A 13,651-nucleotide genomic window follows, 5' to 3' on the forward strand; every position below is an offset into this window, starting at 1 on the left:
ACGGCCGGGGCACTGGCCCAGCCGTTCCCCTTCGCTATGAGACTCTTCACATCCCTGTTTGCGGTGGCTCTCGCCATTGGCGCCGTCATCGCGCCCGTCGGCGCACCCGCCATCGCCGTCGCCGCGACCCCGGCGGCAGTGCAGGCCGCGGATGATGTGAAGCCGGTGCTCACCTTCGCGCCGGCTGCGAACGGGTCTCTCGGCCCGGGGCAGGATCTGGTGATCAGCGGCACTGTTGCCAATCCCACCGCGAAGGCCATTCCGGCCGGTACCGCCAGCGTCGTGCTCAATAGATCGGCGGTGCGTTTGCGTGCCGACCTGGCGGGCTGGCTCGCGCCGGCGTCCACCTCTGCCGACGATTCCCTCGGCACCGAGGTACTCTCCGCCCCCACACCAGAAGTGCCGGCCGGACGCACCGTGCCGATGCAATTCACCGTGCCAGCCGCATCCATCGATTTCGGCTCCCAAGCCTCCGTCTGGGGATCTCGCACCCTCGCCGTCCGGATCTCCGGGGGTGGATCGGAGGTCGGACAGGCCCGCAGCAGCATCGTCTGGAACCCGGGAACTGGCGTGCAGCCGACCAGGCTCGGCCTGGTGCTGCCTCTCACCGTGCCGCAGAGTGCCGATGGCCTCATCCCCACCGACCTGCTGGCCGGATACACCTCGGACGGTGGTGTGCTCACCCGGCAACTCGACGCGGTCTTCGACCAGCCCGGGATCGCTATCGGTATCGACCCGCGCATCCTCGCTTCCATCCGAATCCTCGGCAACTCCACCCCGCCCTCCGCGGAAGCCTGGCTGCAGCGCCTCGAATCCGCGACAAACGACACCTTTCCTCTGAGCTATGCCGACTCCGATCTGGCCGCGGCAAGCCAGGCGAAGGCGACTCGCCTTCTCGTTCCGACCAGCTTTCCGGTGGACGCGACACAGTTTCCGGGCATCCCCAGCTCCACGCCGACGACCAGTCCGACCACCAGCCCGAACCCGGCTCCGACCGCACCCACCACCGGGGGAACCGCCGATGTGCTGCCCGACCTGGTGTCACTGCAGGCCTTCGATTACAGCCTTCCGGCGGTGGCCTGGCCGGCGAGCGGGAGCGTCGTCGAAGCGGACCTCGACGGCTTCGAGACCGGAGGGCTCACGACGACGATCCTCGGTTCCGGCAATGTCGGTTACGGTGATCTCGACTACACTCCGAGCTCCGCCGCCCTTGTCGGCAAGCACCAGACCCTTGTGACGGACGACGGTCTCTCGGCCTATCTCGATGCGGCCGCCGAGGCGCCCACCCCTGCGCTCTGGTCGAAGGCGATGTCAGACCTGTCGAGCGCGATCGCCGTCATCTCACTCGAGCGGCCCGCGGCAGCGCGCACCCTCCTCGCGACCTTCGATCGCTCGCGGCCCGGGGCGGATGTGCGTCTCACGCAGACCCTCACGGCACTCGCCGCGCTCCCGTGGGCCGCCCCCGCGTCGCTCTCCGAGGTCGATTCCGCCTTCGCGAGCGGTTCCGCCGTGCTGCCGGCCACCGCGACGCTCGTGGCGAGACCGGAGTCCGCCGACCGGATCGCCACCGTGACCACGCTGCTCGCCTCTGAGGCCGCAGCGGGAAGCTTCGCCTCGGTGCTCAACGACCCCACCCAGATCACCGGTGAGCGCCGACTGAGCCTGCTCGCACTACTCTCGAACTCCTGGACCGGAGATGATGCCTGGGCGGCGGAGACGAAGAAGTACCTCGCCAAGTCGGATCGCTTCGTCACGAAGTCGGTCACTATCGCGCGAAGCAGCGCGACGGTCTTCACCTCGCGAAACAGCCCGCTGCCGATAACGGTGACGAACGATCTCCCCTGGCCGGTCACCGTCTACGTGACGGTGCGATCGCCGTCGAACATCATCACCATCGATAACGACAGGGTCGAGCTCGTCGTCGAGGCGCAGTCGCAGGCGAAGACCACGGTCCCGGTCACCTCGAATGCCAACGGACCGGTCACGCTCACGGTCTCCCTGACGAGCGCCACCAACGTACAGATCACTGCCCCCGCAGCCATCGACGTCGACGTGCAGGCCCAGTGGGAGACCGCCTTCACGGCCGTTGTTGCCGCGCTCGTCATCGGCGTGTTCGGATTCGGCATCTACCGCACCATCGCCAAGCGCCGGAAGGCGAAGCGGGCCAAGGATGCTCCGGCCGACGCTGATCCCACCGACAAGAAGCCCACCGACGAGAAGCCCACCGACGAGAAGCCCACCGACGAGACCACGACCACCCCATGACGACCGCGGGCACGAGCGCTGCGACATCCGGTGGCATGGGGCGCGCGAGCGCTATCCTCGCGGCGGGCACGATAGTCTCCCGGGTTCTCGGGTTTGCGAGGGGTGCGGTGCTCGCCGCCGCAATCGGGCAGGTCGCGAGCGCAAGCGGCAATGCCTTCGGCATCGCCAACCAGCTGCCCAACAACATCTACGCGCTCGTTGCCGGTGGCGTGCTCAGTGCGGTGCTCGTTCCCCAGATCGTGAAAGCGGGACTCCACAAGGACGGTGGCCAGCAGTTCATCAATCGGGTCGTCACCCTCGGGATCGTCGTTTTCGCGATCGTCACCATCGCCGCGACTCTCGCGGCGCCCGCCCTCGTGCGGCTCTACACCTCACAGGCTCCGGCCGGGCAGGCGGGCTTCACCGCCCAGGCGATCACCCTCGCAACCGTGCTCGCCTACTGGTGCCTGCCGCAGATCTTCTTCTACGCCCTCTACAGCCTGCTCAGCGAGGTGCTCAACGCCCGCCGCATCTTCGGCCCCTTCACCTGGGCTCCGGTGCTCAACAACGTCGTCGCGATCGCCGGGCTGGTCGTCTTCATGGTGTCGTTCGGCACCGCCGCTGACAACTCCAGCGTCGACGTGTGGACGCCGGGTCGCATCATCCTGCTCGGCGGCACGACCACACTCGGGGTCGCAGCCCAGGCACTCGTCCTGTTTCTCTTCTGGAGGCGCGCCGGCCTCCGGTTCGTGCCGGACTTCCGCTGGCGGGGAGTGGGCCTCGGAGCCACCGGTCGTGCTGCCGGTTGGCTGTTCGGCATGGTGCTGATCACGCAGATCGCCGGGGTCTTCCAGTCGAGAGTGGCCACGCAGTCGACCACCGCGGGCGTTGCGGCCCTCGCCAACTCCTGGCTGATCTTCATGCTGCCGCACTCGGTGGTCGCGGTATCGATCGCGACCGCCTACTTCACCCGGATGAGCGGGCACGCCACGAACGGGGACCTGCCCGCCGTGAGATCGGATCTGTCCTCGTCCCTTCGCAGCATCGGGCTGCTGATCGTCTTCTCCGCCGTCGCGCTCTCGGTCGTGTCGATGCCCTTTGCGCGCGTCTACGAGGAGAGATTCGCGAACATGCAGGCCATGAGCGCGGTGATCCTCGCCTATCTGCCCGGTCTCATCCTGTTCAGCATGCTGTTCGTGATCCAACGGGTGTTCTACGCACTCGGTGACACGCGCACGCCCTTCCTGTTGCAATGCATCCAGTCGGGGATCTTCATCGTCGGCGCCCTTCTCTGCCTACTGCTGCCACCCGCCTTCATCGGAGTCGGGATCGCCTCCGTAACCTCCATAGCTGGTAGCGCACAGGCCGTCGTCGCGATCGCCGTGGTGCGCCGCCGGATCGGTGGGATGGATGGCCGACTGGTGCTGCGCCGTTACGTGCAGTACCTCGTGCTCTCGCTCGCCGCCGGGCTCGTCGGTGTCGGTGTGCTCGCTCTGCTCGGGGGATTCACCGACGGCGGATTCGCGCTCGCGTCGCGGCTCTCCGCGATCCTCTCCATCCTCATCACCGGCGGTGTCATGGCAGCTGTCTACCTCGGCCTGCTCTCCGTGCTGCGCAACCCGGAACTCACCGCCGTCACCGGCACCCTCATGGCCCGTTTCCGACGCGGTCGTTAGCCAGCCGCCCGCTGCCCGGGTTCGCGGAATATCGTGCGAATAGGATGTGTTGTATACCGCAGTGGAACGGGCACAGACCGAATCCACGCGATCCAAGGAGTTGTTTCCGTTGCGCCAGACCATCATCATCGGCTCCGGTCCTGCCGGCTACACCGCGGCGATCTATGCCGCTCGTGCCAACCTTCGCCCCCTGCTCATTGCGAGCTCCGTCGAGGCCGGCGGAGAGCTCATGAAGACGACAGAGGTCGAGAACTTCCCCGGCTTCCCTGAGGGGATCATGGGACCGGATCTCATGGCTGCGTTCCAAGCGCAGGCGGAGCGATTCGGCACCGAGATCGTGCTCGACGACGTGACGTCCCTCGACCTGAGCGGCGATGTGAAGACCGTGACCCTCGGCAACGGCGACGTTCACGAGGCGCTCTCGGTGATCTTCGCCACGGGCTCCGCCTACCGCAAGCTCGGCCTCGACGACGAGGAGCGACTCAGTGGCCACGGCGTCTCGTGGTGTGCCACCTGTGACGGGTTCTTCTTCCGCAAGAAGACCATCGCCGTCGTCGGCGGAGGAGACTCCGCCATGGAGGAGGCCAACTTCCTCACGAAATTCGCCGACAAGGTCTATGTGATCCACCGCAGCGATTCGCTCCGAGCCTCCAAGACCATGCAGGATCGTTCGTTCGAGAACCCCAAGATCGAGTTCCTCCTCAACCAGACCGTGGAGCACATCTACGGCGACGGCGCGGTGACCGGGGTCGGCCTCCGCAACACGGTTGACGGCTCGGAGACGACTCTGGACCTCAGCGGATTGTTCATCGCAATCGGTGCAGACCCCCGCACGCATCTCGTGCACGGCATGCTGGACTTCAACGCCGACGGCACCATCGCGGTCGAGGGGCGTAGCTCGCGCACCAACCTTCCCGGGGTTTTCGCCGCGGGAGACGTGCTGGACCCCACCTACCGACAGGCTGTAACGGCCGCCGGTTCCGGAACGGTCGCGGCCCTCGACGCCGAGCACTACCTGGCGTCCCTCCCAAAAGACGTGCTGGCGAAAGCGACCGCTGACGCCGAGCCCGCAACAGTTTCGGCCTGACGGCCACCCCACCATCGAAAGAGAGAAAACAATGTCAACCGCCAAAGATGTGACCGACGCCAGCTTCAAGGCCGACGTTCTGGACTCCGACAAGCTCGTACTCGTGGACTTCTGGGCCGAATGGTGCGGCCCGTGTCGCGCGGTCAGCCCGATTCTCGACCAGATCGCCGCCGAGCACTCCGACAAGATCGAGCTCGTCAAGGTGAACGTCGACGACAACATGGAGATCGCTGCGAAGTACCAGATCACGTCGATCCCGGCCATGAAGCTCTTCAAGGGTGGCGAAGTCGTCAAGAGCGTCATCGGCGCAAAGCCCAAGCCCGCTCTCGAGGCCGACTTCGCAGAGTGGCTCAAGTAGCAGCCATCTGTCGTAACCGCCTAGCTGGTTACCGGCCCGTTCACCGCAGGGTGGACGGGCCTTTTCATATCCCGCACTATCCTTGGATCTTCACCCCACCGATCGACGCGGAACCACATGACTCACGACGGAACAAACGACGGCACGAACCTCGACCCCTGGTACGACCGCTATGCCGATCGCACCGCGGGTCTCAGCGCATCGGAGGTGCGGGCGCTGTTCGCCGTGGCATCCCGACCAGAGGTCGTCTCGCTCGCCGGGGGTATGCCGTTCGTCGCCGGGTTGCCGCCAGAGCTTGTCGCCGGTGCATTCGAGCGGATGATGTCCAGCCAGGGCCCGCAGGCACTGCAGTACAGCTCCGGGCAGGGCATCCCGGCTCTTCGGGAGCAGATCCTCGAGGTGATGGCGCTCGAGGGTATCCGCGCAAGCGTCGACGATGTGGTGGTCACGACAGGCTCCCAGCACGCGCTCGAACTCGTCACCAAGCTCTTCATCAATCCGGGCGATGTCGTGCTCGCGGAGGGTCCGAGCTATGTCACCGCGATGGTGGTCTTCAACTCGTTCCAGGCCGATATCAACCACGTCCCGATGGATGAGCACGGCCTCATTCCCGAAGCGTTGCGGCAGGCGATCAGTCGCCTGAAGTCCGCAGGCAAGACGATCAAGTTCCTGTACACGATCCCCTCGTTCAGCAACCCGGCCGGAGTCACTCTCACCTGGGAACGCCGGCTCGAGCTTCTGGAGATCTGCCGGGCCAACGAGATCCTTGTGCTCGAAGACAACCCCTACGGGTTGCTGTACTTCGATTCTCCGCCTCCCCAGGCCATGCGGTCGGTCGACGACGACGGCGTCGTCTACCTCGGCACCTTCTCCAAGACACTCGCGCCGGGCTTCAGGGTGGGGTGGGCCCTCGCTCCGCACGCCATCCGCGAGAAGCTCATCCTCGCCAACGAGGCGGCTGTGCTGTCACCGAGTTCGTTCAGTCAGCTCATGATCTCGGAATATCTCGACTCGGCCGACTGGAAGGGGCAGATCAACACCTTCCGCGGCATCTATCGCGAACGCCGGGATGCCATGCTCGCCGCCCTCGCGGAATACCTGCCCCAGTTGACCTGGACAGTGCCCAACGGCGGGTTCTACGTGTGGGTGACCCTCCCCGACCACATGGATTCCAAGGCGATGCTGCCGCGCGCGGTGAAGGAGCTGGTGGCCTACACTCCCGGGACCGCCTTCTACGCCGACGGAAACGGTCGCAACAACATCCGCCTCTCGTTCTGCTACCCCACCCCCGAATTCATCCGTGAGGGCATCCGTCGTCTCTCGGTGGTGATCAACGGTGAGCTCGACCTGCTCAACACCTTCTCGCAGACCTCGCCGCTCGCGACCATCCCCCTGAAACAGGGCATCGCAAGCCCCCCCTCGAACATCGGATAGCCGATGACCTCTGTCATGCCCCGATCCGTCGTCGTTCTCGCCGGAGGTATTTCGCACGAACGGGATGTGTCTCTGCGCAGCGGTCGCCAGGTCGCCGACCGGCTGCAGGAGCACGGCATCAGCGTGACGCTTCGGGATCCGGATGCCTCACTGCTGGCGTTCCTCGCGCAGACGCGTCCAGACGTCGTCTGGCCGGCCCTGCATGGTGCAAGCGGTGAGGATGGCGCCCTGCGTGGTCTGCTGGACTTCATCGGCATCCCCTACGTCGGTTCCACCTCAGACTCCGCTCGTCTCGCCTGGGACAAGCCGACAGCGAAGGTGCTCGTGTCGCGAGCCGGTGTGCGCACGCCCCGATCGATCGCCCTCTCCCGCGACGCCTTCCGAGAGTTGGGCGCCGCCAGCGTGCTCGACAGCCTCTCGGATGGGCTTCCCGTTCCCCTGGTGGTGAAGCCTGCCCAGGGCGGATCCGCACAGGGGGTCACCCTCGTCGACAATCGGGACGACCTGCCGCGCGCGATGGTGGATGCCTACACCTACTGCGATGTCGCGATCGTCGAGCATCGGGTTGTCGGCACCGAGATCGCGATCAGCATCATCGACACCGGCGACGGTCCGGTGGCACTCCCGGCGGTGGAGATCCAGCCGCTCTCCGGCGTCTACAGCTTCGAGGCCAAGTACAACGCCGGGGAGACCCGCTTCTACACCCCCGCGCGGTTGGCCGAGGAGCTCTTGGAATCGGCGGCGGCGGCGGCCTTGCTTGCTCACCGCACACTGGGACTTCGCCACATCTCCCGCATCGACCTGATCGTCGACGCCGCCGGAGTCCCCTGGTTCCTCGAGGCCAATGTGCTGCCGGGCCTCACCGAGACATCGCTGCTGCCGCTCGCCCTCGAGGCTGCCGGCCACGACATCGGCTGGGTCTATTCGGCCCTCGCCGAGGCTGCGATTTCGGACTCGCTCTCCGGTTCCCGTCAGTAACCTAAACTGCTTCTGATCAGCTATTTAGCCGAAGCCGGGTTCATTGAGCTCGGCGAGGATCCGGTTGAGATCGGCGACCGTCGCGAAGTCGATGACGATGGTGCCCTTGCTCGATCCGAGATTCACTTTCACCCGGGTGTTGAGGCGATCGCCCAGGCGTTCCGCGATCTCGTCGAGATGACCCTGACGACGTCCCGCGCTCGGCTTGGTGCGCGTGGGCTTCGCGGTGAGTTGGCCCGCAGCGGCTTCGGCGGCCCGCACCGAGAGGTCCTCATTGACGATCTTGTCTGCGAGGCGCTCCATCGTCGCCTCGTCGCCGGCCGAGAGGATGGCACGGGCATGCCCGGCGCTCAACACTCCGGCAGCCACTCGATTCTGCACCGCTGTCGGCAGTCGAAGAAGGCGGATGGTGTTGGTGATCTGCGGACGTGAGCGGCCGATCCGGGTGGCGAGCTCGTCCTGGGTGATGCCGAAGTCCGCCAGAAGCTGTTGGTAGGCCGAGGCCTCTTCCAAGGGGTTGAGGTTCGCGCGGTGCAGGTTCTCCAGCAACGCGTCTCGCAACATCGCATCATCCGCGGTGTTCTTGACGACCGCCGGGATGCTGTCGAGCCCCAAGAGTTTGCTGGCCCTCAACCGTCGCTCGCCCATGACGAGCTCGTATTGCGGCTGGCCGGCAGCGGCGTCCGCGATGGGTCGCACCACGATCGGCTGCAGCACTCCCACCTCGCGGATGGATGCCACCAGCTCGTCGAGGTCCTCCTGCACGAAGGTGGTGCGCGGCTGGGCCGCGTTCGGGACTATGTCGTTCGGGGAGAGATTAGCCAGTCTCGCCCCCGGCACACTCACGAGCTCGTCCACGGGAACGGTCGCGGCCTCGGCTGACGAAGTCGGAAAGAAGACGTCGACAGGTCGTGCCGGACTGCCCAGATCGCTCGGGATGAGCGCGCCGATGCCTCGTCCCAGTCCTGTTCTCTTTGGTGCGGCCATTACTGGGGGGCTCCTCTTCGGGCGATTTCTGCGGCTGCCTCGAGGTAAGACAGGGAGCCGGGCGAATTCGTGTCGTAACTGATCACGGTCTGACCATAGCTGGGTGCCTCGGAGATACGCACCGACCGCGGGATGAGTGTCGCGAGAACCTGGTCAGGGAAATGATCGCGCACATCCTGAGCGACCTGGTTGGCGAGGTTGGTGCGGGCGTCGAACATGGTCAGCAGGATCGTGGAGACGGTGAGAACCGGGTTGAGATGCCGCTCGATCAGTTTGATGTTCGTCAGCAGCTGGCTGAGTCCCTCGAGAGCGTAGTACTCGCACTGGATGGGGATCAACACTTCCTGCGCCGCGACGAATGCGTTGATCGTGAGAAGGCCGAGCGACGGGGGGCAATCGATGAAGACGTAATGGAACGGTTGCTCGCTCTCCGTCAGGAACTTCTCGACGGCAGTCCGCAGCCGCTGCTCCCTCGCCACCATGGAGACGAGTTCGATCTCCGCACCGGCGAGGTGGATGGTCGCAGGCACACAGAACAGCGTGTCGAAGTCGGGGCTCTTCTGCACCACGTTCGCGACGGGCTCATCATTGATGATCACCTCGTAGACGCTCACAGTCTCCGAGCGGTGCTCGATGCCGAGAGCGGTGGATGCATTCCCCTGGGGGTCGAGATCGATGACGAGCACTCGCGCACCGCTTCGGGCGAGCGCGGCGGCCAGATTCACTGTGGTCGTCGTCTTGCCGACCCCGCCCTTCTGGTTCGCGACGGTCAGCACACGGGTCTTGGGCGGCAAAGGCAGAACCTCAGCCGCCAGCGCCTGGCGGCGGCGCGTGATCTCGGAGAGCTCGCGCGCCAAAGGGGTGTCCCCCAGCGAAAAAGGCGCCGGCTCGGGCGTGGCCGGCGGCTGTTGGTCGCCAGAGGCGGCTGCCCCTGCCCCGGTCACTGCCTGCGGCTCGACTTCCGACATCGCATCCGCCGCTACCTCCACCACCTTCTCGATGTCGGCCGCGATCCCCGCTTCGGCCTCGAGATCCGCCTGGTCACTCGCCACCTCTTCGCGGGGGCCGGCATCCTGGCCGGGCTCGAGCGTCTCGTCGGGGTCCGCTGTGTCGCCCAGCATCGCTGCATAGATCTCAGCCGCGTAGTCGACCCGGATTCCCTCGTCATTCGGATGTTTCACGTGAAACCTTCTCGATCTGGTCTTTCGTCATGCTCGAAATCGTGATGGTGAAGCTCCAGGCCTCAAGCCTCAGGCGGCTCGCGGCATCAGGAGGCGGAGGAGATCTCCGTCAGGCCACTATTACCCCGAGAAAATCGACACCGCTCGTCATCACCGACCGGTCCGAACGGTCAATCAACTGTAGCTCGAAAGACGCGGGTCGCCTCGGCTCCCGTGCCCACCGTGAGCACCTCGACATCCGTCAACCTGGTGCGCTTGATCACTTTGGCGGCAGCTTCGACCTCGGCGTCCACACTCGCACCCTTGAGGAAGATCAACTGCCCACCCGATCTCACGAGCGGTACCGTCAAGGGGATCAGTTTAGACAACGCGCTCACTGCGCGTGCGGTGGCCTGGTCCAGCCACGGGGAGAGCTTTGCCTCTTCTGCCCGGGCACGCACGACCTCGACGTTGTCGAGCTGCAGCACCTCGGCCTCGCGGCGAAGCCAGTCGACCCGGCGCTCCATGGGCTCGATCAGAATGAACTGGGCATCCGGTCGAGCGATGGCAAGCACAAGACCCGGAAGCCCGGCGCCACTGCCGATGTCCCCCACACGCCCCGGCTTGATCAACGGCGCCAGAACGGCGCTGTTCAGAATATGACGGGTCCACAGCCGTGGAATCTCCAGAGGGCCGATCAGGCCGAGTTCCTCACCCTGTGCGGCGAGGTCTGCAGTGAATCGGCGTGCACGCTCTATCCGTGACCCGAAGACCGCTTCCGCAGCGGCGGGTTCCGCCTCCACCGATACCGGTGGAACTGCGGCAGCCTGTCCTGGGGGGGCATCTGACGTCCCCGCGTTTCGAGATGTATGAGCTCGAGGAGCGGCACCGCGGTGAGCCTGCGCGGGCAGATCCCGGTCAGTGTCCGCGCCGTGCTCATTCACAGGGCACTCCGGAGACCGAATGTTTCACGTGAAACTACGCGCGGGTGATGACGGTGTGGCGATCCGATCCTTCGCCCTCCGACTGTGAAACGAAGCCGCGAGCTGCGACGAGATCATGCACGAGCTTGCGCTCGTAGGAGGACATGGGAGGAAGAGCCGCCGACTCAGCGCCGCCCTCGATCCGGTCCGCCGCGCGCTCCACCAGCTGGGAGAGTTCCGCCTCACGAGCCTGTCGTGATCCACCCACATCCAGGATGAGCCGAGAAAAGACACCCGTCTTCGCCTGTACGGTAATTCTGGTGAGCTCTTGCAGAGCGTTCACCGTCTCCGGCTTGGAGAGGAGGCGCAGGTTGCTGTCCTGGCTGGAATTCACCGAAAGATAGGCGCGTCCATCGCGGGCGTCGATGTCGATATCGCCATCGAGATCGGTGATGTCGAGCAGTTCCTCGATGTAATCAGCAGCGATCTCGCCCTCCTCCTCCAACTGTGTGACCGAACGGGCCGAATCGGACGAAGGGGGTGCAACCGCAGTCGCATGCTCGGCCGAGGCGCTTTCCTCTGGCGTTACATCGGTGGCTGGGGACTCAGTGGACTCTGTGTTCTCGACAGACTCTGTGTTTTCTACGGACTCTGCATTTTCTACGGGCACCGTGTTCTCGACGGATTCGGGGGTGTCGGCAGTGAGCTGGGGGATGGTCTCTGACATGGGAGGAGGTCTCTTTCTGGAACGGCTGGGAGGGCAGGCGTGCAGTTACTTCTTGTTCCCGGTCTTCTTCGATCGGTTCTTGTTCACCGGCTGTACCCGCTGGGTACTGAGCTTGATGTCATCGACGGCGAGCGGCTGGTCCTCGATGATCGAGAACCCGCGACGCTGCGCCTTCTTCGCCATGCGGGATTCGCGCTGAAGGGCAGCCTCACTGCCGGGCGTCGGCATATTGCGGATCACCAGGAACTGCTGCCCCATCGTCCAGAAGTTCGAGACGAGCCAGTAGAACATGACTCCGAGGGGGAAAGTGTAGCCCGAGAAGGCGAACACGAGGGGGAGCAGATACAGCAGAATCCGCTGCTGCTTGAACATCGGGCTGGCCTTCATCTCGGCCGACTGGTTCTTCGACATGATCTGCAACTGGGTGATGAACTGCGATCCCGTCATCAGCACGATCATGATGATGGCGATCACGATCACAGCGACGTTGCCATCGGCGGTACTGATCGCCAGATGCAGGGGAGCGATGTCGAAGAGCGAGGACGAGCCGAACGACTTCGAGAGCGACTTGTTCAGCAGGCCGACTCCGACCACGCCGGTCTGCGCATTGTGGAGCACCGAGAACAGGCTGAAGAAGATCGGCATCTGGAGAAGCAGCGGGAGGCAGGAACTCAGCGGGTTGGTGCCCGTCTTCTTATAGAGCTCCATGGTCTCGCGGGACATCGCCTCGCGGGAGAACTGGTCTTTCTTGCCCTTGTACTTGTCCTGGATCTTCTTGAGCTGCGGCGCCACTTCGAGCATGCGCCGCTGGCTCTTGATCTGCCGCACGAAGATGGGAATGAGCGCCGCCCGGATGACGAGAACCAGGCCCACAATAGACAAAACCCAGGTCAGACCGGCATTCGGGTCGAGCCCGAGGAAGGTCCACAGCTCGTGGAAGCCCACCAGGATGAGCTCTACAACCCACTTGATTGGCCAAAGAATGGTGCCAATGATGTCCATGTGTTTAGGTCACCTTTCCGTGGCCATCGATACAACAAAACCAAAACGCGTTACCGCGTACTTCTGCTCGACCCGCTGGGGCACGTCGTCGACACCGCCGGCGGCCCAGGGATGGCAGCGCGCAATGCGGCGGATTCCCAACCAACTTCCGCGAACCAGGCCGTACTGCTGGATGGCTTGAAGCGCATAAGACGAGCAGGAGGGGTAATACCGGCACACATCGCCGTACAGGGGTGAGATCACAGCCCGGTATACCCGCAGAATCAGCACGCTGAGATTGCGGGGGAGCAGGAGCACGAATGTCACGATGGAATTCACGCTCGTGTCACTCCTCCGCTCACAACCTCCGAGATCTCAGAACGCAGAATATCCCAGCCAGCCTGCGCTGAGCCTGGCAATGCACGGATCACGATCTCGGTGCCCGGTGCAAGTTGGGGAAGAGCCGTGAAACTCAGTGCCTTGAGACGCCGCCTCACGAGGTTGCGATTCACGGCGATTCCCACATTCTTGGGAACGATGAAACCGAACCGGGGTGCACCAGAGTCGCTGCCCCGCATGATGTAGACCACAGCGTGACGGGTCGACACGCGCCGACCTCGGCGCACGAGGCGTCGATAGTCGTCAGCCCGGACGAGCCGGTTGGCTTTGGCCAACACGGGGGCTCGGCTACGCGGAGAGTTCGGTGCGTCCCTTGCGACGCCGCGCGCCCAGGATGGCGCGTCCGGCACGGGTGCGCATTCTGAGGCGGAATCCATGCACCTTGGCGCGGCGCCGGTTGTTCGGCTGGAAGGTTCTCTTGCTCATGATTTAGATCTCTCGCGTGTTAGAACTCCGCACGGCCAGCTCGGTAGGAGCCAGGAAGCCAGGGGAGTGAAGGTTAGCCGTCAGGCTGAAGTCAACTGATTAAAAATACGGTCTTAATCGGCTGCGGTCAAACTCTGGAGCCATCCCGCGCATTATCCACACTCCCATAAAGTCAGCGTGGCAGCGACATGCGACCGGAACTAAGGTGGTGGGACTGCACAACCGGTGGATAACCCTGTGCATAACTACGCCCGATTACAGCGAGGAAACA

General features: G+C 64.5%; 14 protein-coding genes. 6 read left to right on the forward strand and 8 right to left on the reverse strand.

The window, feature by feature from the left end; all coding sequences use genetic code 11:
• The first annotated feature begins 36 nt into the window (after positions 1-36).
• The 6 genes from F1C58_RS16035 (at position 37) to F1C58_RS16060 (ending at position 7,777) form a co-directional block, all read left to right on the forward strand.
• Positions 37-2,265, forward strand: a complete 2,229-nt coding sequence (locus F1C58_RS16035; RefSeq protein WP_185202024.1) for a DUF6049 family protein — start codon at positions 37-39, stop codon at positions 2,263-2,265.
• Positions 2,262-3,920 (forward strand): murein biosynthesis integral membrane protein MurJ, encoded by a 1,659-nt coding sequence (gene murJ, locus F1C58_RS16040; RefSeq protein WP_185202025.1) that lies wholly within the window; start codon positions 2,262-2,264, stop codon positions 3,918-3,920. Before F1C58_RS16035 ends, murJ begins: the two co-directional genes overlap by 4 nt.
• 109 nt (positions 3,921-4,029) lie before the next feature.
• Positions 4,030-5,007 carry a thioredoxin-disulfide reductase gene (gene trxB / locus F1C58_RS16045; protein WP_185204209.1) on the forward strand — a complete coding sequence of 326 codons (978 nt, stop codon included), beginning with the start codon at positions 4,030-4,032 and terminating at the stop codon, positions 5,005-5,007.
• Positions 5,008-5,038: 31 nt separating this feature from the next.
• On the forward strand, positions 5,039-5,365 hold the full coding sequence (gene trxA / locus F1C58_RS16050) for a thioredoxin (RefSeq protein WP_185202026.1): 327 nt from the start codon (positions 5,039-5,041) through the stop codon (positions 5,363-5,365).
• A gap of 117 nt (positions 5,366-5,482) precedes the next feature.
• Positions 5,483-6,799, forward strand: coding sequence for a PLP-dependent aminotransferase family protein (locus F1C58_RS16055; RefSeq protein ID WP_185202027.1), 1,317 nt, complete (start codon positions 5,483-5,485; stop codon positions 6,797-6,799).
• 3 nt (positions 6,800-6,802) lie between these two features.
• On the forward strand, positions 6,803-7,777 hold the full coding sequence (locus F1C58_RS16060) for a D-alanine--D-alanine ligase (RefSeq protein WP_185202028.1): 975 nt from the start codon (positions 6,803-6,805) through the stop codon (positions 7,775-7,777).
• Positions 7,778-7,801: 24 nt separating this feature from the next.
• Here F1C58_RS16060 and F1C58_RS16065 read toward each other — a convergent pair whose 3' ends face one another.
• From F1C58_RS16065 to rpmH, 8 genes are all read right to left on the reverse strand, one after another.
• Positions 7,802-8,764: a ParB/RepB/Spo0J family partition protein gene (locus F1C58_RS16065; protein ID WP_185202029.1), complete on the reverse strand. Its 963-nt coding sequence runs from the start codon at positions 8,762-8,764 to the stop codon at positions 7,802-7,804.
• On the reverse strand, positions 8,764-9,732 hold the full coding sequence (locus F1C58_RS16070) for a ParA family protein (RefSeq protein WP_185204210.1): 969 nt from the start codon (positions 9,730-9,732) through the stop codon (positions 8,764-8,766). The genes F1C58_RS16065 and F1C58_RS16070 overlap by 1 nt, the downstream gene beginning before the upstream one ends.
• A 383-nt stretch (positions 9,733-10,115) precedes the next feature.
• Positions 10,116-10,727, reverse strand: a complete 612-nt coding sequence (rsmG, locus tag F1C58_RS16075; RefSeq protein WP_185202030.1) for a 16S rRNA (guanine(527)-N(7))-methyltransferase RsmG — start codon at positions 10,725-10,727, stop codon at positions 10,116-10,118.
• Positions 10,728-10,902: 175 nt separating this feature from the next.
• A complete protein-coding gene (locus F1C58_RS16080) occupies positions 10,903-11,352 on the reverse strand; it encodes a R3H domain-containing nucleic acid-binding protein (RefSeq protein ID WP_185204211.1) in 450 nt (149 codons plus the stop codon).
• A 267-nt stretch (positions 11,353-11,619) separates the two neighbouring features.
• Entirely contained in the window at positions 11,620-12,576 is a 957-nt protein-coding gene (gene yidC / locus F1C58_RS16085; RefSeq protein WP_185202031.1) for a membrane protein insertase YidC, read from the reverse strand.
• Between the two features lie 9 nt (positions 12,577-12,585).
• Positions 12,586-12,894 carry a membrane protein insertion efficiency factor YidD gene (gene yidD / locus F1C58_RS16090; protein WP_185202032.1) on the reverse strand — a complete coding sequence of 103 codons (309 nt, stop codon included), beginning with the start codon at positions 12,892-12,894 and terminating at the stop codon, positions 12,586-12,588.
• Positions 12,891-13,232 carry a ribonuclease P protein component gene (rnpA, locus tag F1C58_RS16095; protein ID WP_185202033.1) on the reverse strand — a complete coding sequence of 114 codons (342 nt, stop codon included), beginning with the start codon at positions 13,230-13,232 and terminating at the stop codon, positions 12,891-12,893. The genes yidD and rnpA overlap by 4 nt, the downstream gene beginning before the upstream one ends.
• A gap of 10 nt (positions 13,233-13,242) precedes the next feature.
• Positions 13,243-13,380: a 50S ribosomal protein L34 gene (rpmH, locus tag F1C58_RS16100; RefSeq protein WP_010204566.1), complete on the reverse strand. Its 138-nt coding sequence runs from the start codon at positions 13,378-13,380 to the stop codon at positions 13,243-13,245.
• Positions 13,381-13,651 lie beyond the last annotated feature (271 nt).

The organism is Glaciihabitans sp. INWT7, from assembly GCF_014217685.1.
Taxonomy (GTDB): domain Bacteria; phylum Actinomycetota; class Actinomycetes; order Actinomycetales; family Microbacteriaceae; genus Lacisediminihabitans.